The 23926-nt window shown below is 59.4% G+C and carries 28 protein-coding genes; 19 read left to right on the top strand and 9 right to left on the bottom strand.

All coding sequences use genetic code 11. From position 1 onward, the window contains the following. Positions 1 to 751 precede the first annotated feature (751 nt). Positions 752 to 2305 (bottom strand): FAD-dependent oxidoreductase, encoded by a 1554-nt coding sequence (locus PTZ19_RS04420; protein WP_276352574.1) that lies wholly within the window; start codon positions 2303 to 2305, stop codon positions 752 to 754. 207 nt (positions 2306 to 2512) lie between these two features. On the opposite strand from PTZ19_RS04420, the gene PTZ19_RS04415 reads away from it, so the two are divergent. From PTZ19_RS04415 to PTZ19_RS04370, 10 genes are all read left to right on the top strand, one after another. Further along, positions 2513 to 3256, top strand: a complete 744-nt coding sequence (locus PTZ19_RS04415) for a YheC/YheD family protein (protein ID WP_276352573.1) — start codon at positions 2513 to 2515, stop codon at positions 3254 to 3256. Between the two features lie 433 nt (positions 3257 to 3689). Further along, positions 3690 to 4778, top strand: coding sequence for an ABC transporter substrate-binding protein (locus tag PTZ19_RS04410; RefSeq protein ID WP_276352572.1), 1089 nt, complete (start codon positions 3690 to 3692; stop codon positions 4776 to 4778). Between the two features lie 25 nt (positions 4779 to 4803). Further along, positions 4804 to 5103 (top strand): MTH1187 family thiamine-binding protein, encoded by a 300-nt coding sequence (locus PTZ19_RS04405; RefSeq protein ID WP_276352571.1) that lies wholly within the window; start codon positions 4804 to 4806, stop codon positions 5101 to 5103. Beyond that, positions 5093 to 5872 (top strand): ABC transporter permease, encoded by a 780-nt coding sequence (locus PTZ19_RS04400; RefSeq protein WP_276352570.1) that lies wholly within the window; start codon positions 5093 to 5095, stop codon positions 5870 to 5872. The genes PTZ19_RS04405 and PTZ19_RS04400 overlap by 11 nt, the downstream gene beginning before the upstream one ends. After that, on the top strand, positions 5869 to 6654 hold the full coding sequence (locus PTZ19_RS04395) for an ABC transporter ATP-binding protein (protein ID WP_276352568.1): 786 nt from the start codon (positions 5869 to 5871) through the stop codon (positions 6652 to 6654). The genes PTZ19_RS04400 and PTZ19_RS04395 overlap by 4 nt, the downstream gene beginning before the upstream one ends. Next, positions 6644 to 7441 carry a TatD family hydrolase gene (locus tag PTZ19_RS04390; protein WP_276352566.1) on the top strand — a complete coding sequence of 266 codons (798 nt, stop codon included), beginning with the start codon at positions 6644 to 6646 and terminating at the stop codon, positions 7439 to 7441. The genes PTZ19_RS04395 and PTZ19_RS04390 overlap by 11 nt, the downstream gene beginning before the upstream one ends. Positions 7442 to 7477: 36 nt before the next feature. Next, positions 7478 to 9130, top strand: a complete 1653-nt coding sequence (locus PTZ19_RS04385; protein ID WP_276352565.1) for an MGH1-like glycoside hydrolase domain-containing protein — start codon at positions 7478 to 7480, stop codon at positions 9128 to 9130. Positions 9131 to 9690: 560 nt separating this feature from the next. Beyond that, positions 9691 to 10338, top strand: coding sequence for a hypothetical protein (locus PTZ19_RS04380; RefSeq protein ID WP_276352564.1), 648 nt, complete (start codon positions 9691 to 9693; stop codon positions 10336 to 10338). Positions 10339 to 10490: 152 nt separating this feature from the next. Then, on the top strand, positions 10491 to 11039 hold the full coding sequence (locus PTZ19_RS04375) for a T6SS immunity protein Tdi1 domain-containing protein (protein ID WP_276352563.1): 549 nt from the start codon (positions 10491 to 10493) through the stop codon (positions 11037 to 11039). A 100-nt stretch (positions 11040 to 11139) separates the two neighbouring features. Continuing rightward, complete coding sequence (locus PTZ19_RS04370) at positions 11140 to 11676, top strand: T6SS immunity protein Tdi1 domain-containing protein (RefSeq protein WP_276352562.1); 537 nt, start codon at positions 11140 to 11142, stop codon at positions 11674 to 11676. Here PTZ19_RS04370 and PTZ19_RS04365 read toward each other — a convergent pair. The 4 genes from PTZ19_RS04365 to PTZ19_RS04350 all read right to left on the bottom strand — a co-directional run bounded on the left by PTZ19_RS04365 (position 11656) and on the right by PTZ19_RS04350 (position 13630). Next, positions 11656 to 12177 (bottom strand): SecY-interacting protein Syd, encoded by a 522-nt coding sequence (locus PTZ19_RS04365; protein WP_276352561.1) that lies wholly within the window; start codon positions 12175 to 12177, stop codon positions 11656 to 11658. The two genes, PTZ19_RS04370 and PTZ19_RS04365, sit on opposite strands and share 21 nt — an antisense overlap. Positions 12178 to 12230: 53 nt before the next feature. After that, positions 12231 to 12452 (bottom strand): hypothetical protein, encoded by a 222-nt coding sequence (locus PTZ19_RS04360; RefSeq protein WP_276352560.1) that lies wholly within the window; start codon positions 12450 to 12452, stop codon positions 12231 to 12233. After that, positions 12415 to 12969, bottom strand: coding sequence for a CcdC protein domain-containing protein (locus PTZ19_RS04355; protein WP_276352559.1), 555 nt, complete (start codon positions 12967 to 12969; stop codon positions 12415 to 12417). The genes PTZ19_RS04360 and PTZ19_RS04355 overlap by 38 nt, the downstream gene beginning before the upstream one ends. Before the next feature lie 454 nt (positions 12970 to 13423). Further along, positions 13424 to 13630 carry an alpha/beta-type small acid-soluble spore protein gene (locus PTZ19_RS04350; protein ID WP_276352558.1) on the bottom strand — a complete coding sequence of 69 codons (207 nt, stop codon included), beginning with the start codon at positions 13628 to 13630 and terminating at the stop codon, positions 13424 to 13426. 148 nt (positions 13631 to 13778) lie between these two features. Here PTZ19_RS04350 and PTZ19_RS04345 point away from each other — a divergent pair, with 148 nt between their 5' ends. Continuing rightward, entirely contained in the window at positions 13779 to 14630 is an 852-nt protein-coding gene (locus PTZ19_RS04345; RefSeq protein ID WP_276352557.1) for an ATP-dependent DNA ligase, read from the top strand. 73 nt (positions 14631 to 14703) lie between these two features. Here PTZ19_RS04345 and PTZ19_RS04340 read toward each other — a convergent pair whose 3' ends face one another. Beyond that, positions 14704 to 14826: a hypothetical protein gene (locus PTZ19_RS04340; protein ID WP_276352556.1), complete on the bottom strand. Its 123-nt coding sequence runs from the start codon at positions 14824 to 14826 to the stop codon at positions 14704 to 14706. A gap of 177 nt (positions 14827 to 15003) precedes the next feature. Here PTZ19_RS04340 and PTZ19_RS04335 point away from each other — a divergent pair, with 177 nt between their 5' ends. Then, on the top strand, positions 15004 to 15210 hold the full coding sequence (locus PTZ19_RS04335) for a hypothetical protein (RefSeq protein ID WP_276352555.1): 207 nt from the start codon (positions 15004 to 15006) through the stop codon (positions 15208 to 15210). Positions 15211 to 15227: 17 nt separating this feature from the next. Here the strand turns inward: PTZ19_RS04335 and PTZ19_RS04330 are convergent, their stop codons facing one another. Then, positions 15228 to 15782 carry a DUF3231 family protein gene (locus PTZ19_RS04330; RefSeq protein WP_276352554.1) on the bottom strand — a complete coding sequence of 185 codons (555 nt, stop codon included), beginning with the start codon at positions 15780 to 15782 and terminating at the stop codon, positions 15228 to 15230. A gap of 397 nt (positions 15783 to 16179) precedes the next feature. Between PTZ19_RS04330 and rsmD the strand changes: the two genes are divergently transcribed. Continuing rightward, positions 16180 to 16788 carry a 16S rRNA (guanine(966)-N(2))-methyltransferase RsmD gene (rsmD, locus tag PTZ19_RS04325; RefSeq protein WP_276352553.1) on the top strand — a complete coding sequence of 203 codons (609 nt, stop codon included), beginning with the start codon at positions 16180 to 16182 and terminating at the stop codon, positions 16786 to 16788. Further along, complete coding sequence (gene coaD, locus PTZ19_RS04320) at positions 16785 to 17309, top strand: pantetheine-phosphate adenylyltransferase (protein WP_276352552.1); 525 nt, start codon at positions 16785 to 16787, stop codon at positions 17307 to 17309. The genes rsmD and coaD overlap by 4 nt, the downstream gene beginning before the upstream one ends. 6 nt (positions 17310 to 17315) lie before the next feature. Here the strand turns inward: coaD and PTZ19_RS04315 are convergent, their stop codons facing one another. Together PTZ19_RS04315 and PTZ19_RS04310 are read right to left on the bottom strand one after the other, a co-directional pair. Further along, entirely contained in the window at positions 17316 to 18584 is a 1269-nt protein-coding gene (locus tag PTZ19_RS04315; RefSeq protein ID WP_276352551.1) for a hypothetical protein, read from the bottom strand. Between the two features lie 421 nt (positions 18585 to 19005). After that, positions 19006 to 20238: a nucleotidyltransferase gene (locus tag PTZ19_RS04310; protein ID WP_276352550.1), complete on the bottom strand. Its 1233-nt coding sequence runs from the start codon at positions 20236 to 20238 to the stop codon at positions 19006 to 19008. Between the two features lie 128 nt (positions 20239 to 20366). Between PTZ19_RS04310 and PTZ19_RS04305 the strand changes: the two genes are divergently transcribed. The 5 genes from PTZ19_RS04305 to PTZ19_RS04285 all read left to right on the top strand — a co-directional run bounded on the left by PTZ19_RS04305 (position 20367) and on the right by PTZ19_RS04285 (position 23895). Then, on the top strand, positions 20367 to 20879 hold the full coding sequence (locus tag PTZ19_RS04305; RefSeq protein WP_276352549.1) for a YceD family protein: 513 nt from the start codon (positions 20367 to 20369) through the stop codon (positions 20877 to 20879). Positions 20880 to 20984: 105 nt separating this feature from the next. Then, positions 20985 to 21158: a 50S ribosomal protein L32 gene (rpmF, locus tag PTZ19_RS04300; protein WP_276352548.1), complete on the top strand. Its 174-nt coding sequence runs from the start codon at positions 20985 to 20987 to the stop codon at positions 21156 to 21158. 162 nt (positions 21159 to 21320) lie between these two features. Further along, positions 21321 to 21926: a transcription factor FapR gene (gene fapR, locus PTZ19_RS04295; protein ID WP_276352547.1), complete on the top strand. Its 606-nt coding sequence runs from the start codon at positions 21321 to 21323 to the stop codon at positions 21924 to 21926. Further along, on the top strand, positions 21910 to 22899 hold the full coding sequence (gene plsX, locus PTZ19_RS04290; protein WP_276352545.1) for a phosphate acyltransferase PlsX: 990 nt from the start codon (positions 21910 to 21912) through the stop codon (positions 22897 to 22899). Before fapR ends, plsX begins: the two co-directional genes overlap by 17 nt. A gap of 9 nt (positions 22900 to 22908) precedes the next feature. After that, complete coding sequence (locus PTZ19_RS04285; RefSeq protein WP_276352543.1) at positions 22909 to 23895, top strand: beta-ketoacyl-ACP synthase III; 987 nt, start codon at positions 22909 to 22911, stop codon at positions 23893 to 23895. Positions 23896 to 23926 lie beyond the last annotated feature (31 nt).

The following is a 23926-nucleotide window of genomic DNA, read 5'->3' as shown; positions in this document are numbered from 1 at the left end:
CGGGCGTAACGGCCGTGGAGAAGCGTCGGCGCATGGCATTAAGTCTGTGCGGCAGGCGTAACGGTCGCGGAGAATCGCCGGCACCGGGCATTAAGCTTGCGCGGCAGGCGTAACGGGCGTGGAGAAGCGTCGGCACATGGCATTAAGCCTGCGCGGCAGGCGTAACGGCCGTGGAGAATCGGCGGCGCGAGGCATTAAGCCTGCATGGCAGGCGTAACGGGCGTGGAGAAGCGTCGGCGCATGGCATTAAGTCTGCGCGGCAGGCGTAAGGGGGGTGTAGACGCGTCGGCACAGGGCATTAAGCCGGCGCGGCAGGCGTAACGGGCGCGGAGAATCGGCGGCGCGAGGCATTAAGCCTGCATGGCAGGCGTAACGGTCGCGGAGAATCGGCGGCGCGAGGCATTAAGCCTGCATGGCAGGCGTAACGGCCGTGGAGAAGCGTCGGCGCGAGGCATTAAGCCTGCATGGCAGGCGTAACGGCCGTGGAGAAGCATCGGCGCATGGCATTAAGTCTGCGCGGCAGGCTTAATGGGCGTGGAGAAGCGTCGGCACACGGCATTAAGCCTGCATGGCAGGCGTAACGGTCGCGGAGAATCGCCGGTGCGAGGAGATAAGTCGGCGAGACCGGCGTAAACGCGCAGAGGAGCATCGGTGCGAGGAGATAAGTCGGCGAGACCGACGTAACGGCCATGCAGCGGCGCCAACCCAGGCCGATCAGGCGTCCCGCCTCCGGCACCGGCGCCTCCGCCCCTCACGAAGTCGGCGCCGTGATCGCCTTTAGCGGCTTCTTCGCCGGACCGTCCAGCACTTCCCCCCGGAACGAGAAGCGCGACCCGTGGCACGGGCAGTCCCACGTGCGTTCGCCCGCGTTCCATTCCACCTCGCAGCCCATGTGGGTGCAGGTCGTATCGAGCAGGTGCAGCGTCCCGTCCGGCTCCCGGTAAGCGCCCGCCCTTCTGCCCCGGACCTCCACGACGGCGCCTTCGTCCGGGCCGACTTCTTCCGGTTCTTTGCGGTTCCATTCGAGTTTGCCGCCCGCCAGATGTTTCGCCACGTCGGCGTTCAGGCTCAGGAACGTCTTCACGTCGGGATCGGCGTGGAAGCGGGAGGGGGCGTACAGCTTCTCGTACCGGTTGCGGACTCCCAGGATCAGATCCTTGAGCAGCAAGGCGGCGGCCGCGCTGTTCGTCATGCCCCATTTGCGGTATCCCGTGGCGATGTACGCGTTCCGCTCGCCCTTGACGGGTCGGCCGACGTACGGAATTTTGTCCAGCGTCGTATAGTCCTGCGCCGACCAGCGGTAACGGATTTCGGCGGGGCCGAACGTCTCCCGGGCGAACGCCTCCAGCGCTTCGTAATGCTTGAAGGTGCAGATGCCCTGGCCGGTTTTGTGGCGTTCTCCCCCGATGATCAGCAAATCTTCCCCGTTGTAAGACACGGACCGGATGGAGCGGACGGGATCGTCGGCGGAGAGGTACATGCCGCCGGGATACTCCTTCGTCCTGCTTATCCCCAGCGCATAGGATCGCTCGACGTACATGCGGGCGAAATAAAACCCGCCGGCGCCGTAAAACGGAAAATGCGAGCAGGACACGACGTCGCGGCACGTGACCCGGTACCCGTCTTCCGTGACGACCTTGCTGAAAGGCGAGCCGTGCTCCACCGTCCGGCCCGTCGTTTCCTCGAACACCAGCCCGCCGCTTGCCGTGAACGCGGAGACAAGGCGGGCCAAATACGCCGTCGGATGGAACCGCGCCTGGCCGTCCATGACGACGGCCGCCCGGGCTCCTGCCGGCAAGGGGATCCGATCCTCGCGGCGGCCGGGGATGCCGAGCTTCCCGTACGCTTTCCATTCCCGGTCGATCTTCTTGACGTTTTTCTCCTCGGCGGCGTACACGTAGGCGTCTTCCTCCGTCCAATCGCATGCGATCCCAAGGCCGCTGACCGTCTCCCGGACGAATTGCAGCGCCTCCCGGTTCGCGTCGTAATACAGCCGCGCTTTTTCTTCCCCGAGGGTCTGGATCAGCTCGTCGTAAATCAACCCGTGCTGGGCGGTCACTTTGGCGGTCGTATGGCCGGTCGTTCCGGTGAGGATTTTGCCCGCTTCGAGCAGCGCGACCCGCTTGCCCTCCTTCGCCAGCAAATAAGCGAGCGTGATGCCGGTAATGCCTCCTCCGACGATCGCGACGTCCACGGACAGGTCGGCCGTCAGTTTGCCGAAAGCCGGAATGTCGGCGGAAACCAGCCAATACGATTGCGGATATCGGGGCAGCGAAGCGGAAGGCTGGTCCGTTGAGGTGTCCATGCGCACTCAAGTTCCTCCTTGGCGAACGTTGCGTATTCGACCCATTTTCGGATAGGATGCCCGTTTTCCCGACCGCGGAATCCGAAGCCCAGCCGGTTAAAATGGATGCGCCTCCCCTCATCAATCGCCGTCGACTTTGCGTCTTGATCTTAATACGTTAATCGGGAGTGAGCTGGGAGACAAGCAAACAGGGAGGAACGGGCATCCATGGGGAAATGGTTTTTCCATCGGTTCTACTCGAAACATCCGGTCATTCGCAGGCATTTGCCTCCGACATCCGTATTCCGTGCCGCCACGTTGAACCAATACTTACGGCGCTACGGCGCCGTCTACATCAAGCCGGATCGCACGCACCAAGGAAAAGGGGTGATCAAAGCCTGGAAAACCGGGAAGGGCTACGCCTGGGTACTTTTGAGGGGGGCTCCGAAAAAATGCCGCACCTCCGGCCAGTTATACCGGGCAATCAAAAAAAGGGCACTGCCCCAGGAACATATCGTGCAAAAAGCGATCCGGCTGGCCCGGATCCGCGGAAGGCCCCTCGATATCCGGGTGATGATGATGCGCAATACGCGGAACCGCTGGCAGTTTTTCGGCCTGTATTCCAAGGTGGCCGGTCCGACGAGCATCGTCACCAATATTTCCAACTCGCGGGGGTACGTGCTTCCGTTCGAAAAATCGATGAAGCAATCGCTCGGTCTCTCCAGGACGGAGGCGAATCTCGTCAAGGCGCGGATGGTCCGACTCAGCCACGCCATATGCCGGCATGCCGGGAAAATCAGGCGATACCACAAGGTGGGCATCGACTTCGCCGTCGACGCGAGGAAGAAGATCTGGATGATCGAAGCGAACTTCACGTATCCGGGCTATAAAGGCTTCTCCCGGCTGCCGGACAAAACCGCTTATTGGCGCATTAAAAAAATGGACAACATCCTGCGCAGCCGGCTCCGGTAGCAGCGGGGATCGGCCCGTTGGCTGCGGTACCCGGCAAGCGCTTCTGGCAGCGCCACCGGCAGTTGTTGACTTTCTTGCCGTCCGAAGTGTAAATTAGATAAAGAGTTTACGAGAGAGCCTTCGACAACTGAATACGCAATCGGGAGCTTAGGTAACTTTGCTGAGAGGAAAGCTGATACGCTTTCGACCGAAAACCTGATCTGGATAATGCCAGCGGAGGGACTCGACACGCGATTCGTAGGGCCGCAGCCGTTGTTGCTGCGGCCTTTTGCGTATGCGCGGGCGGGATAGCGGCGGCCGAATGGGCCGTTCGTCGCCCGTTCACGTTCGAAGGATGAACGCCCTCCGGAATCGGGGGGCGTTTTTTGGGCTGCGCCGGGCTCTCTTCCAACATCCGCGTAAAGCGGGAACTAGCAGGAGAGGGAGAAGAGACATGAGAAAAGGATTCAAAGGCTGGAAAATGACGGGGGCCGGCGTGCTGGCGGCGATGCTGCTGCTGACCGGCTGCGGCAGCAAAGGTACGTCCGGCGGCGACGCGTCGCCAGCGTCCTCGCCATCGGCTTCGGCGTCGGCACCCGCATCGGCGCCGTCGTCTCCGTCGGCGTCGCCGGAAGCGTCCAAGGCGCTGACGGAAGTGAAGGTGGTGCTCGACTGGTCGCCGAACACGAACCATACGGGGTTGTATGTCGCCCGCGACAAGGGCTTCTGGGAGAAGCGCGGCCTGAAGGTGGAGATCGTGCAGCCGCCGGAGACCGGGGCCGGCCAGATGGTGGCCAGCGGCGCCGCGGCATTCGGCGTCGGCTACCAGGAAGATTTGACGCTCGGACGCGAGAACGGCGTGCCGCTCGTCTCCGTGGCCGCGGTCATCCAGCATAACACGTCGGGCTTCGCCTCTCCGGTCGCCAAGAACATCCAAGCGCCGAAGGATTTCGCCGGCAAAACGTACGGCGGCTGGGGTTCTCCGGTGGAGCAGGGCGTCATCGAGACGCTCATGAAAGAGCAGGGCGCCGATCCCTCCAAAGTGAAAATCGTGAACATCGGGGACGCGGATTACTTCACGGCGGTCAAACGCGATATCGATTTCGCCTGGATCTACTACGCCTGGACGGGCGTGGAAGCGGACCTTCGCAAGGAGCCGCTGAACATGATCTGGATGAAGGACTACGACAAACGTCTCGACTATTACACGCCGCTGCTGATGACAAGCGAGAAGATGATCCAAGACAAGCCGGACGTCGTCCGCGCATTCGTCGAGGGAGCCGCGGAAGGCTACAAGTACGCCATCGACCATCCGGACGACGCAGCGGACGTGCTGATCAAGGACGTGCCGGAGCTGAACGCGGATCTCGTGCGCGCCAGCCAGAAATGGCTCAGCCCCCGTTACCAGGACGACGCGCCGCGCTGGGGCGAGCAGAAGAAAGAAGTGTGGGAAGGCTACGCGGATTGGATGATGAGCCACGGCGTCATGAAGAAGAAGATCGATTTCGACGAGGCGTTCACGAACGAATTCCTGCCGCAGTGATCGGCCGGGAGAGGAGAGAGGCAAAATGGCGCAAGCGCTGCTGAGCGTGCAGATCATTCCGAAAACGGTCGGGGGAGCGGACGTGATTCCTTACGTCGACCGCGCGATCGAGGTCATCAAGGAGTCCGGCGTGAATTACCGCGTCGGGCCGCTGGAAACGACGATGGAGGGAGAGTTCGACGAGCTGCTCGCCATTCTGAAACGGATGAACGAAGCGATGTTCGAAATGGGCTGCCCGTCCGTCATGTCCCAAGTCAAGCTGCTCGTGGGCGGCCCGACGGCATCCATGGAGAAGCTGCTGGAGAAGTATCCCGATGGCCAATAAGCCGGCGTGGCGGCGGGCCTGGCCTCCCGCCGCCGCTTTGCTTCTCTTCCTGGCGCTGTGGCAGGCGGCTTGCGCCGCGTTCCGGATCGATCCGTGGACGCTGCCGTCGCCCTACGACATTGCCTTGCAGATGGGGGAGGACGCGCCGCTCATCGGGTACCATCTGGCCGGGACGCTCGGCCTCGCCATGTCCGGGGTCGGCCTGGGCCTTGCGGCCGGCGTGATCCTGGCGGTCGCGCTGCACCTGCTTCCGGCCGTCCGATCGGTCGTCTCCCCCTTCGTGGTGGCCTCCCAGAACGTGCCGCTGATTGCGCTCGGGCCGCTGCTGATGATTTGGTTCGGTTTCGGCCTGACCCCCAAACTGATTTTGCTCACGTTGGTCGGCTTCTTTCCGGTCGCATGGTCCTTGTTGGCCGGACTCGGCCGGGCGGAGCCTCAATTAAGGGAATATTTGGCCATGATCGGCGCTTCAAAATGGGAGACGCTGCGGCGTTTGGAATTTCCGGCCTCTTTGCCCTATCTGTTCTCCGGCCTTAAAATCACCGTCACGTACAGCGTCACGACGGCCTGCGTCGCCGAGTGGCTGGGCGCGAGCCGGGGCATCGGGTATTATTTGGTTTTGAAATTCAAGGGCTTCCAAATCGACGCGGTTTTCGGGGCGGTCATCTGCATCGTGACGCTCTGCTTGGGTTTATACGGGCTTGCGGCGTGGTTGGAGCGAATCGCGATCTATTGGCGGCGAGCCGGAAAGGCGGGTGAACGCGGATGAGCGCGGAAACGCCGTACCGGCTGGAGCTGATCGGCATTTCGAAAAGCTACGCGAGAGACGGCAAGCCGTTCCAGGTCCTGGATAACGTCTCGATCCGCGTCCGCGAAGGGGAGTTCGTCACCTTGCTCGGGCCGTCCGGCAGCGGCAAGTCGACGTTGTTCCGGCTGACCGGCGGCGTCGAGCTGCCGGACGCGGGCGAGGTGCGGATCGGCGGGAAGCCCGCCACCGGGGAGCGCGGGTTGATCGGCTACATGCCGCAGCAGGCTTCGCTGTTTCCGTGGATGACGGTCGCGGGCAACATCGCCGCGGCGCTGGAGATCGCCGGCGTGCCGCGCCGGGAAGCGCTGGCGTCCGCCAAGGAATGGCTGGCGCGCATCGGGCTGGACGCGGTCGCCGGGGAACATCCGGGCGTGCTGTCCGGCGGCATGCAGCAGCGGGTGTCGTTCCTGCGCGCGCTGCTCATGCCGCGCGACGTAATGTGCCTCGACGAACCGTTCGCCGCGCTGGACGCCCTGACGCGCACGGAAATGCAGCAGTGGCTGCTGCGCCAATGGGAGGAGCGGCGGCGTTCCGTGCTGTTCGTGACGCACAGCATCGAAGAGGCGCTCACCTTGTCCGACCGCATTTACGTCCTGTCCGCGGCGCCGGCCCGGGTACTGCGGGAAATCGCGGTGCCCTTCGAGCGCCCGCGCCGCGCGGACGTATGGATGGATCCCCAGTTCGCGGAGCTGAAGCGGGACATTCTGGGATTGCTTAGAAGAGGGGATTCGGATGCCGTTTGACGCGCATATCCATTTGGACCATTACGAGCCTGCCGAGCGGGACGCGATGCTGGAGGCCGCGTTCGCGGCCGGCGTCCGGGGCGTCGTGACGGTGTCCATGGGCTTGGATTCGTGCCGGGAGAACCTGCGGCTGGCGCTGCGCGATCCCGGCCGGGTGATTCCGGCGTTCGGGCGCCATCCGGAGCAGCCGCCGCTGACGGACGGCGAACTGGAAGAACTGTGCGCCTGGATCGCCGGCCTGCCGGCGGATCTGCCGAAAGCCGTCGGCGAAGTCGGGCTCCCGTATTTCAACCGTACGGCGGCCGAAGCCGCGGGGGAAGCGTTCGACTCCGCCCCGTACGTCCGCCAGCTCGAGACGTTCGTGCGGCTCGCCGCCGAGCTTGATCTGCCGATCGCCCTGCACGCCGTGCATGAGGACGCGGACACGACGATGGATCTGCTGGAGGAGCACGGCGTCCGCCGGGCGCATTTCCACTGGTTCAAAGGAAGCCGGGCCACGATGGAGAGGCTTGTCGCAGGCGGCTACTACGTTTCCGTCACGCCCGAAGTGCTCTACGACGAGGAAACGAGAGCACTGGCCCGGCTCTATCCGCTCGACCGGCTGATGGTGGAGACGGACGGGCCGTGGCCGTTCGAAGGCCCGTTCGCCGGCCGGCGAACGGAGCCGAGGATGGTGATGGACGCGGCGCGGGAGATCGCCGCCCTGCGGCATTTGCCGGAGGCGGACGTCTTGCGGGCGCTCGAAAGGAATACGAGGCGGTGCTACGGACTGCCCGACGGGGAATAGGACTTGCCATATTCTAGACGGACGGGGAGTATTCCGATGAGCGATTCCTTATTAGAGAGACTGCGCCGGATCGATCCGGCGCAGCGGGCCGGGTTCTCGGACGAAGCGCGGGGCGGCGCTTGGCTGGACGAATGGCGGAGCTCGGGCGTTAAATTCGCCGCGGGTTCGGAGCGGTTCGAGAACGTCTATTACGATGCGTGGCGGAAGCTGGACGAATGCATCCGACCGACGGGCGGGGACGAACCCGTCCTGCGCGAAGGCGGGGCGTATCCGGGCTGCTGGCTGGAGAGCACGGGTACGATCAACGCGGAGCTGCTGTCCCGTTTCGTTCCCGGCGTGACGGCCTCGACGTTCCGCCTGTTCTCCGATTTCCTGAAAGAGGACGGGCAGATGCCGTACAAGATCACGGCGGACGGGCCGGCTTACCGGCAAATCCAGATGGTGACGCCGCTCGCCAGAAGCGTGTGGCGCCATTATTCGCTGAACGGACGGGACCGGGATTTCCTGCGCCGGATGTACGCGGCGATGGCCCGTTACGACGGCTGGCTCGAACGTTACCGCAACACGCGGGGAACGGGGTGCGTCGAAGCGTTCTGCACGTTCGATACGGGGCACGATTTGTCGCCGCGGTTCTGGCACGTGCCCGATTCCTGCCATATGGACGACGCGCGGAGGTACGATCCGGCCTCCCCGATCCTGCCGTTTCTCGCGCCCGACCTGACGGCGAACGTATACTGCCAGCGCAAGTACCTGGCGCTCATGGCGGAAGAGCTGGGAGAATCCGGCGCCGCGGATTGGCGGGGCAAGGCGGAAGCGAGCCTGGACAGCCTGATGCGCCATTGCTACGACGAACGGGACGGATTTTTCTACGATCGGGACGCGAACGGCCAGCTCGTCCGCGTCCAGTCCGACGTGCTGCTGCGGGTGCTGGCTTGCGAGGTGGGGGACCTCGGGTTCTTCGATGGAGCGCTGCGCCGGTATTTGCTCAATACGCGCAAGTTTTTCGCCAAATACCCGTTCACGTCCGTCGCGATGGACGATCCCCGGTTCGACCCGTCTTCCGCTTACAACAGCTGGGCGGGGACGACCAATTTCCTCACCCTGATCCGCGCTCCGCATGCGTTCGAGTTTCACGGAAGATACGTGGAGCTGACCTGGGTGCTCTATCCGATCCTGTGCGCGATGGCCCGCATGACGCGGTTTCCGCAGACGCTCAGCCCGTGGACCGGGGCGGAAGGGTATACGGACACGTATTCGCCGTCCATCTTGTGCTTGCTGGACTTCGTCGAGCGGCTGTGCGGCATCTTGCCGACGCCGGAAGGCGAGCTTTGGTTCACGGGTCTGCTGCCTTATCCGATGGATCATGGCGAAGAAATCGCGAGCGAGACGGCGTACGCCCGAACCGTGGACGGAGTGGGGTTCGAGCTCGTGAATACGCGCTCGGGCTCGACGGTGTACCGCGGCGGCGAAGCGTGGATCCAAATGCCGTTCGGGCTGAGGGCCGTCACCGACCGGGTCGGCCGGCTGCAAGCCGTCATCGGCATGAGCGCGGCAACGGCGGAAGGCACGGTACGTTATGAAGGCGCGGAGTTGCACGTTCGGGTAAAAGGAAATCAGAGGCTGCGGTTCGAGAACGGCCGGTTCGCGGAAGAAGCGGATCCCGGCATCGTGCCGCCGACCTATGCCTAACATGCGAAAAAATCCGGGCTCCGGTCCAGTGCCGGAACGAAATCCGAAATCGGTTTCTTGAATCGCCTTGACCAACTACGGGTTCATTGTGATGGTGTTGCCATCATAATGAACTTTTTTTCTATGGTTGACTAATTGACATACAGAAGATTTGCCTTATGCCGATCGTTACGGACACCACAGCCGTTATTGGAGCAATGTCAACGTTTTTCAAATCGTAACGGACAACACGGACCTTAAGCGCAACACTTCGCGGCTAATCAGCGGTATTTTTGCTGAATAAGTGCAATCGCGTCCGTTAGAATTCGATTGGTTGAGGAATGCCCCCGATAACGTCCTCCGTGACCCTTAGCCTGATGGTGTCCGTGTTTTTCGACCTGGTATGCGAATGGGTCAGTCGTAGTTTTTTTTCAATTTTCTGTCCGTCTGGAAGCCGAAGGCGGCAGAGACTTCTTCTGTCATGAGGGAGAGTACGCCAGACAAACGATTGGAGGATTTTGGAACACGGGCGAAGAATATATCTGCAAAAAAGAAAAATTGTCGAGAGGGGAAGATAAGATTTGGGGAGGAAAGAGCAATCTCACGCTAAGGCTCTCAAGCAAGTCGCAATAAAGCACTTGGACAACCACATAAAGAGCTATGGTTTCAAAATGAAATCAGGATTTTTATATAAGAGGCAAGGTGACTTTTTCTTTTCCATGCCGGTGTCTGTAAGGTACAACAATAATGAGAATGGATATTCGCTTAGTGGTTCCGCTCTAGTAAAACCTTATGATTTAGACGATTTATTTTGGGATATTTTTGAAATTCCGGGAAACAAGAAACAACCGGATAGCTTAAGAGCAAATGGAGCCTATGTAGCACCAAGCATTTCGATCGATAGCATCTCGCTAAAAGTAGATTTAGAAAATCTGGCACATAGCTGTAATGAATTATTAAGTAATTTTGAGAAAATAATAAACAAATTTTTGATGGATGTAACCGATATTCAGTCCTATTTTCAATATGTAAAGAGGACTCTGGAATATAATGATGAAGAATTATTGTTCCTATTGTTAGAAATCCAAGTTTGCAATTATGAAGGGGCTTTAAGGATGCTTGAGACTGAAATGTCCTTAGGCAATAGCGGTGGATTTAGAGCAGACGATAAAGATATTTATGAATACGCTCGAGATTATTGTTTGGAGAAACTAAATGAACAAAAGTAGATAAACATAGGATATGCATAAGGCAAAAGGAAAAAAATGTCGAATCTGATCGACTTGAAAAGCATGTAAGAGCTGCCTCGGAAAAGATACAGAAACCGAAAAAATCTGCTCTGTGATGTGAAACTAACGTACTAAATCGTGAGGTGACAACTTTGACAGGAAAAATTTTAGTTGATTTCAAGTTCCAAGCAAGCACTCCCGATGATGTCATAAAAAGCTACACGGGGGCTGTACCTGAAAGTATGCTCGAGATTTGGAATCAGTACGGTTTTGGGAGTTTTTTAGGAGGATATCTAAAAACGGTTAATCCAGATCTTTTTCAACCGATATTGAAGGACGTATATGTTCGTCATAGGGATGCCCTTGTTCTATTTACGACATCAATGGGAGATATTATCGTTTGGGAAGATAATAAATATCTGATTCAGCTCAACTTTAGAAGAGGAAAAATAAAAGGTATATCTTCGGGTATTACGTTTTTCTTTTCGGATTTAGAGGATGAATCCTTCTTGGAAGAAAATTTAGACTGGCTTCCTTATCCGGAAGCGGTTCAAAAGCTTGGCGAACCAGGATATGAAGAGTGTTTCGCATATACGCCTAGTCTCGCATTAGGAGGTTCGGAGAAGCTGGAAAACTTAAATAAAGCCAAACTGGTAGAGCATATCTATCTTATGAAAGAAGTCATAGGTCCTATTGAGTAAAAACTAAGCGATGCCAAAGCATATACGATTGGGATGCTTTTAATCAATTTGAGGAATCTATAAATGGTGAAAACACCTATAAAGGATGGAGGTATTTAATGTGAATGAATTTATGGAAAAGGTATTTCTTGATTTTAAGCCCCATGGCGCGGTATCAAAAGAAACAATAGAAAAATATAAAGATAAGCTAGGAGATGATGTGATTGATGTATGGAATAAGTATGGTTACGGGAGTGCGTTTAAGGGTTATCTAAAAGCGGTTAATCCAGACGAGTTACAGCAGCTATTCTTAGAAACATACATTATGCCTTTTGATGATATTCCGGTTTTTGTAACTGGAATGGGAGATATTATTGCATGTAATAGTAGAGGGAGTTTTGTCATCGTAGATTATCGCCATCAACGGACAAAGGTATTATGGACGGATAGAAAGATCAGATGGAATTATTTTCTCGAAGCCTACTATTATGATAAATACTGGCAATGGGACCCCTATTTCGAAGCGGTTGAAAAGCATGGTGAACCAGATTATGACGAATGTTTTGGATATGAACCCTTATTAAGCCTTGGCGGGAACGAAAGCGTTGAAAATCTTCAAAAGTTCCCTAGCCTGCCTTCAATACAACTGATCAATTAACTCTTCTAGGCGATTTGCGATCTCTTCAAAGCTTCCCATTTCATGATCCTCGATGAAAATTTTACCCGTTTCATTATGAACGACAACGAGTGAGCCATTTGCTTCGAATCCAATAGGGATATGTATCAATTGGTGATTATGATTAGCGGAATATTCCTCCAGGTTACGACGGAAATCCCCTAATCCGATTCCAGGAACAACGGGTTCCAGGATTATGCTATAACCTTTGCATTTCCCCGTTAATTCCAGAAACCAAAAGGCATTAAAATAATTTTGAATGTCTTGATTCAAGTTGAATTGAAGATCATCTTGAATTTGCTTGAAATCATAAACTTCGTCTTTTTCAACGGCTTTCCATTGTACGTACCCCTCGCTATTGACATCTCCAACATACATAAACGGCGATACATCCTCATCCCAACCGATCATGGGCAGCGTATTTTTATAATTTTTCCATCTTGCATATTTTCTTTCAAAATGCTGTTCAAGAGCGTGTTTCATGTTATCCTCATTTCCCTATATCTATTGATTAAGCTTTTCGATAATCTCCCGGCTCAACCGTGATAGCGGCCGGTCGGCTCGTTCAGCACCCATTCCAGCAGCAAGATTTGTTCCTCCAGCCGTTCCAGCTGGGCGGCTAAGCCGAGATCGACGGTGCCGGCCTGCGACGCTTCCCGCGATCCGCCTGCCGCCGATCCGGCAAGCGCCGCTTCGACCGCATGTTTGCGGGCGTTCAGCTCATGGAGCTTCCGTTTGATTTGGTCCGCCGTTCTCATGGGCCAGACGCTCCTTTCCTTGACGGAGGATGTACAGGTAGTATGCGACGTAGAAAGCGACGAGCACGAAGAATATGCCGCTCGTCCACGGATCCCCGGCAAACGCCTGCATCGGCACCTGGTTCCCGGGATCGGCCGTAGGGGAGGGCGCATAGGTCCCCATATTCGCGAAGCGGACGACGACCCGGATCAGGAGCAGCGCCACGACGGCGAGCTGGATGCCGGTATGCGTCCGGTAATACAAGCCGGCTTCCCGGCGTTCGAACTGCGTGTGCCGAATGGCGAACGCGGCCAGGATGCAGCCCGCGGCCGTGCCGGCCGCGTCTCCGGCCCAGATCATCGGATGCTGAAGACCGAGTTCCAACAGCAAGAGCCCTACGACGGCGAAGATGCCGATGCGCACCCGCAACCGGCGGGGTTCGAACGGCTGGGACCCGACCGTCCTGCGGATTCTGCGGTAAACGACCCACAAAATGATGAGCGCCGGAATGGCGAATTGCGCGTATGTTGCGTGCATAAGAGAAATCCTCGTTTCTTGGGGAGTCATTGTCGCTTTTCATCCTATCAAATCCCGAGAATCGTGGAAAGGGTGCGTTTTCCGGCCGAGGAATGCGGAAATTGTAATCCCGGTCACAGAAACCGTCGGCGGTTTGCGGTATGATCGTGAAAACGGTTGGAGCGAGTGATTCGCATGGATTGGCTCGGCATACTCGTGATCGGCCTGGCGTCGTTCATTGCCTTGATCGCGGTTGAACGCAAAGGCAAAGGAGAAAGATAACAAAAAAACGACCCGCGGGAAGGCGGGTCCAAGACAAGCGAAAGATCAAGCGGGGTTGATGGTTCCATCTTAAGGTCCGGAAATGAATGCCACATGAATGGAACCTGAAAAGAACATTAAATATCGTCCGAAACCCCGTTTTCCTCGAAGAATCCCCGCCGGCCGCTTTCGGGCCGGGCGGGGATTTCCGCGTTCAACGGAACCGTCCGGCCAGCTGCTGCTCGGCGATTTGGACCAAACGGCGCACCATGTTTCCTCCGATGGCCCCCATATCCCTCGTCGCCTTGTCTCCGTTGTAGCCTGGATCGAGCGGGATCCCGAGCTCCTGGGCGACTTCCCATTTCAACTGTTCCAGCGCGCCGCGCGACTGCTGGACGACGAGCTGGTTGCGATTGGGCATGTATGTTCACCTCCGCTTTTTCCTTATTTTGTTTCCTTTGTTTCCTTCTATTCAAATACTTACCGGGTCCATCAGGCCGAAGCGGATGATACAATCGGGATATATCGTTTCGGTATTTATCATCGTATAAGAGATGGGGGATCGTTCGATGTTCATGCCTCCCATGCTGCTGGAAAAGCGGGAAGAACCGTTCGACGACGACAAGTACGTTTTCGAGCCCAAAATCGACGGCCACCGCATGATCGTGTCCGTCGAAAACGGCTTGGTCAGGTTATATACGAGACGCGGGATCGAGGTCACGCGGCAGTATCCGGAGCTCTTGCACGTTCCGCTCAGCGATATGTCGGACGCCGTGCTGGACGGCGAGGTCGCCTGCGTGGACGGGGAAACGGGCACCGTCGATTTCGAGAGCCTGCAGCGCAGGTTCCTGCTGCGCAGGCCGATGGCGATCATGCAGGCGAAAGTGCGGCATCCGGTCATTTTTTTCGCGTTCGATATTCTCCGGTACGAAGGAGAGGATTTGCGGAGCCTTACGCTGATGGAGCGCAAGGAGATTTTGGCCGGGGCGCTCGGGGAGAATGCCCATTACAGCCGGATGATTTACGTGGAAGACACGGGAATATCGCTGTTCGAGGCGATCCGCGAGAAGCGCTTGGAAGGGATCGTGGCGAAAGCCAAGAACAGTCCGTACGTCGGCCGGCGGGACGCTTCTTGGCTGAAAATCATCAACTATTCCTACGCGGACGTACGGATCACGGGATACCGGAAACGGCAGTTCGGCTGGTTGATCGAGTACCGGGGCGAGCCGGCGGGCATTTTGGAGCTCGCGGTGCCGCCGTCGCACAAGAAGGCTTTTTACGGGGTGGCCGGCAGCATCGTCACCGGCGAAGACCGGGACTACGTCTACGTGAAGCCGAGCATCCGGGCGCGCGTCCGGTTCCGGGACCGGGCGTTTGCCGGGGTGCCGCGGCTGCCCGAGTTCGTGGATTTCGTGGTGTGAGGGAACGGCTAAATGGAAAAGAGCAGGAGGGGGTTGCCCTCGCTGCTCTTTTTCGTCTACGTATAACGGTGCGTCAAATGTAACCCGCCCACTCGATGTGGAGGTAATCCGACGTTTCTTCTTCCATGGCTTCCTCCGGTTCATCCGCGGGGGAAGCCGGATTTTCCGGGATCGTTTCGAGCTCGTTCGGCTCCATGTCCATCCTCCTTACGCATGATGCATGATGCTGAAGTTTTCGTCTAATATGCGCATTCGGCCGGAAAGCATGCAAGGCGGAATGACCGCTTTGACAAAGATCATGCGTTTCGCTTGATACGAACATGCATTCTCGTATATAATATAGGAACAAACGTTCGGAACGGAGGCGAACGCCTTGGCAGCGGGCATCGAGAAATACGTCGGGCGCAGCGCGGAAATCATTTACCAGGACAGCAAGGGACGGTTCACGAAGCGCCGGATTTCCGTTTATTCCGTCCGTGACGGCAGGGTCCGGGTGCTCGACTGGGAGAAACGGTCGTTCCGGACGCTCCGGGCGGACCGGATTCTGTCGGCCCTCCCGGTGATCGGACGGGTGGGATAAGCCGGACGTTCCCGGCGTTATCCCGCGGGATTCGGCGCGCCCGGAGGCATGAAGTAGGGCGGGATTTTCAGCCACCCGCGCTTTCTCATGAGCGTTTTCATCAGGATGCCGTAGATCATCGCTTCCTCTTGGAACTCCATGAACATTTTCCCGACGTCGTTGCGGATGGACTGCGACGCGCTCGCCGCGCAAAACGTGACCGCCGATGCCAGTTTCACCGATACGAGATTGGCGATCTCGTCATCCGTGAATTTGGCGCCGAGAGGAACGGCGTTCGGATCGGATTGGGGCTTCGGTTCGGAAACGGGAGGCAGGGGGACGCCTTCCCGTTGCAGGAAGTCTTTCAGCCGCCGGCTTTGGGAGACGGCCCCGTTCATGCTTTTTCCCACGTTTTCTTTGAGTTCGGGGTCGACGGTATGGTTGAGGCAAGTGAGCTCCAGCATGATGGCTTCCTCGAGCACGGTCAGATAGACCCAGCAATTCATGACTTCGCCGATATGGAGCGGCGGCTTCGGTTCTTCGTCGTGCATGGATTTTACGAAATCCGCCAAGGCCTGAAAGAGGTGTTTCATTCGAACCTCCTGATTACCCGTTTTCGCTGACGGAGGATATTTTTTCCCAACTTCCCGTTCGGATTCAGCGGGTCCGAGAATCCTGCCCCCAAAAAAGTCGAGCCCCGTCTCGCGACGGGGCCCTTCATGGGAGAGGAGAAACCGGACGAAGAGCTTATGGGGAAACGTAAGTCTTCTCCGCGGTTGTCCCCGGCACCTCTCGGCGCCGGTACTATCATGTTGACCTTCCGGGCAGGGAAATATACGCTTGCCCGGAAATTTTTTTTGGCGGACCTCCAGTTTCCGGCGGGACAGGGCGTCCCCGGCTTTTGCGGCGGTGCGGAATGTGGTAACATAACACCAGTTGGACGCGGCAAGATTTGGAATCCGCGCGGGAATGCAGCCGGGAGATGAACGCGTGAGGGTCATTTCGGGACAAGCCAAAGGGCGGCCGCTTAAAGCGGTGCCCGGGAATACGACAAGGCCGACCACCGACAAGGTGAAGGAAGCGTTGTTCAGCATCATCGGCCCTTATTTCGACGGGGAGCGCGTGCTGGATCTGTTCGCCGGGACCGGCGGCCTTGGGATCGAGGCGCTCAGCCGCGGGGCGGGCAGCGCCGTATTCGTCGACGCGAATCCCCGGAGCGTCGAGGTCGTCCGTCGGAATTTGGACGCGACGAAGCTGGCGGATCGGGCGGAAGTATACCGCAACGACGCGAAGAAAGCGATCAAGGCCATGGAAAAGAAAGGGCAGCCGTTCGATCTGGTATTCCTGGATCCGCCGTATGCCATGGTGGACGCAGACCGGCTGCTGACGGAAATGGAGGCGCGCGGACTGCTCGCGGACGGGGCGACGGCCGTCGTGGAACATTCCTCGGAAGCGGAGTATCCGGACCGCTTCGGCGGGTTGGAACGGATTCGATTGGCGAAATACGGGGAGACGGCCGTTTCCGTCTATCGATACGAGGCGGCAAGCATGAAGGCGGATGAGGCGCCGGGTGCGCCGGAGGAGGGAAACGGGCCATGAACGACGGTACGAACCGAGAGGCGGGCAACAGCCGGATCGCCGTGTACCCGGGAAGTTTCGACCCCGTGACTATGGGGCATCTCGATATTATTCGGCGGGCGGCCAAGCAGTTCGACCGCCTAATCGTTTCGGTGCTCAACAACACGACGAAAAGCCCGCTGTTCAGCGTGGAAGAACGGGTGGAGCTGCTGAAAGAGATCGCGAAGGATTTGCCGAACGTGGAGGTCGACTATTTTCGCGATCTGCTCGTCCGCTATATGCGGTCCAAGCAAGCGCACATCATCATACGCGGCATCCGTTCGGTTACCGACTTCGAATACGAGCTGCAGATGGCTTCCATGAACCGGCAGCTGGACGAAGGCATCGATACGATTTTCATGATGACGAATCCGAAATACTCGTATTTAAGCTCGAGCATCGTGAAGGAAATCGCCAAGTTCCACGGCAACGTTTCCGATTTGGTGCCTCCCGTCGTGGAAGAGGCTTTGCGCCGTAAATATCCTTTGGACCGTCAGCCCTGACGGTCCTTATTGTTTGCCCGGGGGCGGCGGATCGTCCGGACGGCGGGGACGGGGACGGATGAGGGCGGCCAGCAAGGCGAGCAGCAGAAAGACGGCCAGACTGAACAAACCGGCCAGCCAGACCTCCGGCCAGAGCCTCAGGTCCAACCAGCCGGGATCGCCGGCGGCCATGGCTTGGCGGGCGATCCCGCTCCCGGGAAGCCATTGGAGCGCGGCGGCATCGGCTTGGAAGCCTCGGGAAAGCGCAATTCGAGCGAGCGGAAAGGTGATCAGCAGCGCCAGCGCCGACTGCAGCAGTTTGCCCGCAATGATTCGTCCCCATGGAAACGGGCTGGCGGAGCCGAATGCGGCCCGGGCCTGCAGAAGTCCGCTCCAACCCGTCCATGCCAGAACGGCGGCGAGCAAGGCGGCAGCTTGCGCCGGGGCCGATTCCAGCAGCGGGGATCGTCCGGTCCCGTAGGCGCCGAGATGCATTTCGTACAGGCCGGGGATCGCGAGCCAGACGTCGGCGCCCGGAATCCATAGCTGCAGCAGCTTCAGCACGACGGAAGCCATCATCATCAAGCCGCCGACCATCATGAGGGCAGCGACGGTTTGCGTGACCCCATCGCCCAGTTGCCGGCCAAGCGGTCGGCCGTCCGCCTTGCGGGCCGCCGATGCGGCCTGGGCGGCCCGCCGGAACGGCGAAGCGGGACGGGGAGCCGGGGCAGGGAGCTCGGCGGCGGAAGCCGCGCGGCGAGGTCGGTTCAGCCGGGACCAAATGAAGCCGGACAGCAGGGCCGCGGACCAGACGCCGCCCGCCATCGCCCAGCCCAGCGCGGGGGATTGCAGGAACCCGGCGCCGGCAATGGCGACGACGAGGAAGGGATTGGGGACATGGGAGACGAGCAGCAATTGGTCGACGTCCTCGTCCCGCAACAGGCCGGTATCCCGCAGCCGGGCCGTTTCTTTGGCGCCGGCGGGCACGCCGGCGGTCCAACCGAAGGCGATCGCCCAACCCGCGGCGCCCGGCAGGCGGAGCCAGGCGCGCGTCAGCGGCTCCGCCAGGACGGAGAGCGCATGCAGCAAGCCGGAGGCCGCCAGCAGCTCCGCGAGGATCAGCGGAGGGATCAGGCCGGGAAATACTTGCTGCCACCAGATTTGCAAGCCGGATAAAGAAGCCCGGAACGCTTCTCCGGGCGAACGGACGATTCCGATCACGATCAGCAGGGCGGCGCCGCCCAGGAGGGCGGATTGGAGCGCGGACCCGTAGCGGCGGCGGATGGGCTTGAACATCGCAGCGGTCTCCTTTGGTGGAATTCCCTACAATGTACGCGGCTTGGCCGACCGTTAGACCACTTGTCCGCCCGGGAGGAAATGCACGGCCAGGCCGAACAATGCGCCGAAGTCTCCTGATTCCGGACGTAACCCTCGAACTAGACCGAATAATGCGCAGAAGCCGCATGGTTCCACCCGCAAACCCGGTCCGGGCTGAATCATTGGTAAAATGCAGTCAGAGCGCCTGAGTGGCGGGGCGAGTAAGCTGTAGGTACAAGGTTTGTGGCTGAAACGGATGAGCGGAGGGTCGAGTGGGCATATGGCTCAAATGTTGGAGATAGAGCGGATGAGTTGAGGGTCGAGCAGGCTGCAGGGTCAAAATTTACGGTTGAGCGGACGAGCGGAGGGGCGAGCGGGAACTCGCCCGCTCTTTCCGCGATTACGCTCGAATGGGAGGCTGCCGGAAATCCCGCATCGCGTCAGCCGGGTCCGGCTTGCGGAACGCCTGCGCGTACACCGCGGACGCGCGGGCGTCCATCGCCAGATACGCCCAGTCTCCCCGCGCGGCGGAATGCACGACGGGGACCGACGCCCGCTTCCGCATGTCCGCCAGCAGCTGCCGTCCCCGCTCGGTAAACCCAAGCACGCGCAGGTACTCGACGCCGGCCGACAGCCGTTCGCGCGTAAGCCATTCCTTGCGGTGGCCCAGCAAAATGCGGAGCAGCGTGCGCTGCAGCTTCGTGCGGGTGTAGCGCTTCGTTTTCAGGCGTTCCAGCAACTCCGCGACCCGCCATTCCGTAAGTTCGCCAGCCGCCCGCCGGATCCGGTGCTCCAAGCCTTCGGACACCTCGGCGTACTCGGCCAGCTCCTTCGGCGGAAGCCGCAGCAGCTCGTGGAACAGCGGGCGGGCGAACGACTCCCAGTCGACGGGCGCGCGGCCCGCCTCCGCTTCGCGGCGCAGGATCTCCAAAGCATAGGAAGGAACGAAGGGCGCGATCGCGTCCCACGAGCCGGTCTCCGCGATCAACTTCCGCAAAGCCGTGGCGCTGGCGATGGCCGCGTCGGTGACGTCGGCCTGGTTGTACCCGGCTTTCTCCCGCCGGACGGAGTAGGGGACGATCCGGCTCTTCAGCTGCCGCAGCGCGATCAAATAATGCAAGCCCAGCGTATGGTTCGGCTGTTCCAAAGAAAACGCGAGATCGGCCATGCCCCTCGCCGCCAGCAACTGCCCCGCAGCCGCCGTATAGGCCGACGGATACGGCATGCCCTGCCGCAGGCGCGCGTTCAGCTCCCGGGCCAGCGCCTCGGGCTCGTCCGCAAGCAGGCCCGCGACCGCGTCCAGCGACGCCAAGTCGCCGCTCTCGCTGCCGAAGCAGAGCGCATCTACGACGCCGCAAGCATCCAATACGGCGACCGCGCCGTAGGCGAACCATTGCGCCGGTTGGGCGCTGTAAGCGACGGGCAGCTCCAGCACCAAGTCGCACCCCGCCCGCAAGGCCATCTCCGCCCGCGCCCATTTGCCGACCACCGCCGGTTCGCCCCGCTGCAGGAAGTTTCCGCTCATGACGGCGACGACCGCATCCGCTCCCGTTATTTTTAAGGATTGCTGCAAATGATAGAGATGACCGTTATGGAACGGATTGTATTCCACGACAAGGCCGACCGTTCGCATGTTGCGGCTCCTTTCCACAAACGACGATATCTCGACTATATCACGGCCCCGCCTCTCGAGAAAACGCATCATTGACAAATGGCGCCCAATCTCGATATAATAACTTTTGTTTGTTTGGAGTGATCCTTATGATTCTACGTGTCCAAGAGCTGCTCTCCCGGCAACAGCCCGTGGAGCTGCAGGGTTCCGTCGACGTAGCGGAGTTGTTCGAAGGCTCGCGCGACGTCTTTCCGCTCGGTCCCCTGGAATACCGTCTGACCGCTCAGGCGTCGAACCGAAGGATCCTCGTGAACGGCGAGCTTCGCTGCAAGCTTCGGCTGCTGTGCTCGCGCTGCTTGACTCCGATTGACGAGACGTTCGCCATTCCCTTCGAGGAACAGTTCCAGGTAATGAAGGAAGGCGATCCGGAGCCGGGCGAAGAAGACGATTTCGTGCCGGTGACGGAAGAGCGGATCGATCTGCGTCCTTTCCTGGAAGAAGAGCTGGTGGTGAATTTGCCGCTCGCGCCTCTGTGCAAGGAAGACTGCAAAGGCTTGTGTCCGGAATGCGGCACCAATCGGAACGAACAGTCCTGCGCCTGCAAGACCGATCGCATCGATCCGCGCCTTGAAGCGCTGCAGAACTGGTTCCGCAACGAATGAACGAGCAAAAACGGCTTCGGCTCCCTTATCGGGCGCCCCGGCAAGCCGGATGGCCGACAACGCCGTTTCCGCAAGGAACGGATAGCAGGGTAAGGAGGTGGGAACATGGCAGTACCTTTTGGAAAAACATCGAAATCCCGCAAAAACAAGCGCCGGACGCACTTCAAACTGGTCGTTCCGGGCATGGTGAAATGCGATCAATGCGGCGAGCTGAAACTGGCGCATCGCGTATGCAAAGTATGCGGCACCTACAAATCCCGCGAAGTCATCAAACAATAATCAAGGTTGACGCGCCCGACAGGGCGGCGAACGGCCCGGATTGCTCAATCCGCCAAGGTCTGTCGCCGTTGCGTGCGGGCGCGTTTTTCTTTATACTCGAGGTTAGCACCAGGTATCATAATCTGCTTGCAAAATCGACCTTTTGAGAAAGCGGTGGCAAGTTTGGAACGAGTTCCGAAACGCGAGCGTCACCAGCAGTTGACCAAGCTGCTCGAGGAAAACCCGTTTCTGACCGACCGCGAGCTCACCCGTTTGCTCAAGGTCAGCATCCAGACGATCCGTCTGGACCGTCTCGAACTGGCCATCCCGGAGCTCCGCGAAAGGCTGAAGATGATCGCGGAGCGTTCCCACGATTCCGTCAAATCGCTGCCGCTGCACGAGGTGATCGGCGAAGTCGTCGATCTGCAGCTCGACCGGAGCGGCATCTCGATTTTCGAAATCGGCCAGGAGCATGTGTTTTCGCGCAGCGGAATCGCCCGCGGGCATCATGTGTTCGCCCAGGCGAACTCGCTGGCCGTGGCCGTGATCAACGACGAAATCGCGCTGACTTCGTCCGCCGATATCCGGTTCATCCGTCCGGCGCGGCTGGGCGAGAAGTGCATCGCCAAAGCCTACGTTCGCTCCGGAGGGGGAGCGAAGGGCAAGGCGAAAGTCGAAGTGTTCACTTACGTTGGGGAAGAAATGGTGTTTCAAGGCAATTTCGTCATTTACCGTTCGGCAGGCGAACATCATCAAGAAGGAGGCGAAGCCCGTGAAAATCGCCGTTGACGCCATGGGCGGCGATCACGCGCCGCAGGCCCCGGTCGAAGCGGTTTTGCAGGCGGCTTCCGAGTGGACGGACACTCATTTCACGTTAGTAGGACAGAAAGACCGGATCCAACCCCTGCTCGGCGCCGGCGTTCCCAAGAACGTATCGATCGAGGAAGCGCCGGAAGTGATCGAAGCGGATGACGAACCCGTGCGGGCCGTCCGCCGCAAGACGGGATCTTCCATGGTCGTCGCGGGACGGATGGTAAAGGAAGGCGCCGCCGACGCCATGATTTCGGCCGGCAACACCGGCGCGCTGATGGCGACGGGCTTGCTCGTGGTCGGCAGGCTGCCGGGCATCGAGCGTCCGGGCCTGGCCCCGATGCTGCCGACGATCGACGATGCCGGCTTGCTGGCGCTCGATCTCGGGGCGAACATGGACGCCAAACCCGAGCATTTGCTTCAATACGGCCTGATGGGCAGCCTTTACCGCCAGAAGGCGCACGGTATCGAGAGGCCGCGCGTCGGCTTGCTCAACGTCGGGACGGAAGCGGCCAAGGGCAACGAACAAAGCAAAGCCGCGTTCGAGCTGCTGGAGCAGGCCCCGATCCATTTCGTCGGCAACGTGGAAGCGCGGGACGTGCTGTACGGCGTCTGCGACATTATCGTCTGCGACGGGTTTTCGGGCAATATCATGCTCAAAGCGATCGAGGGCACGGCGGAAGCGATTTTCAAATTGCTGAAGCGGGAACTCACCGCTACTGTGACGTCCAAGATCGGAGCCGCCATCCTGAAGCCGGCTTTCCGCCGCATCCGGGATAAAATGGATTACAACGAATATAACGGCGCGCCCTTGCTGGGCTTGAACGGTCTGGTCGTCAAAGGGCACGGCTCGTCCAACGCCCGGGCGATGAAGATCGCGATCCGCCAGACGCGCAGCGCGCTGGCGGGCGGCCTGATCGACGCGATCAAAAGCGAATTCAGCGGAAAGTGAGAGATGGGAATGAGGGAAACTGCCGTCGGCATTCTGGGGACGGGCAAGTACGTGCCGGAACGCCGATTGACGAACAAGGATCTGGAGCAAATGGTCGAAACGAACGATGAATGGATCGTCACGCGGACGGGGATTCGGGAGCGGCGCATCGCGGAACCGGCCCAGGCCAGCTCCGACCTGGCTTACGAGGCGTCCGTGCGGGCGCTGGCGGCGGCCGGCCTGACGGCCGATCAGCTGGATTTGATCATCGTGGCCACGATCACGCCGGACATGTTCTTCCCGTCGACCGCTTGCCTGCTGCAGGATCGCCTCGGCGCCAAGCAAGCGGCCGCGTTCGATTTGTCCGCCGCCTGCTCCGGATTCATCTACGGATTGGCGACGGCGGCGAGCTTCGTGAAGACGGGCATGTACCGCCGCATTCTCGTGGTCGGGGCGGAGACGCTGTCCCGCATCACGGACTACACGGACCGCAATACCTGCATCCTGTTCGGCGACGGGGCCGGCGCGGTCGTCGTCGGCGAGGTGCCGGAGGGCCGCGGCTTCCGGTCGTTCGTGCTGGGCGCGGACGGATCCGGCGGCGAGTTGCTGCGCATTTGCGGCGGGGGGTCCCGCTTGCCTGCGACCGAACAGTCGGTCGCGGACAAAAAGCATTTTCTCGAAATGAACGGCCGCGACGTGTTCAAGTTCGCCGTCCGGGTGATGGGCAGCGCCGCCGAAGAAGCGCTCGATAAGGCGGGCCTGGCCAAGGCGGACATCGATCTGCTCGTCCCCCATCAAGCGAACATCCGCATCGTGCAAGCCGCTTTGGAACGCCTGGGCTTGTCCGAAGACAAAGCCATGGTCAACCTTGACCGGTACGGGAACGTTTCCGCGGCTTCCATCCCGATCGCCCTTGCGGAAGCGGTGGAGGAGGGCCGGGCGAAAACCGGCGACACGCTGCTGCTCGTCGGCTTCGGCGGAGGACTGACTTGGGGAGCGTCGGCGCTCGTTCTGTAAGGAGCGCGGCCGAACTTACGGGAGGAGATCA

The sequence above is a fragment of the Cohnella caldifontis genome, from assembly GCF_029360585.1.
Classification (GTDB): Bacteria; Bacillota; Bacilli; order Paenibacillales; family Paenibacillaceae; genus Cohnella; species Cohnella caldifontis.
Note: the sequence above shows the minus strand (reverse complement) of the source record. Positions and strands in the feature narration are given on the sequence as shown.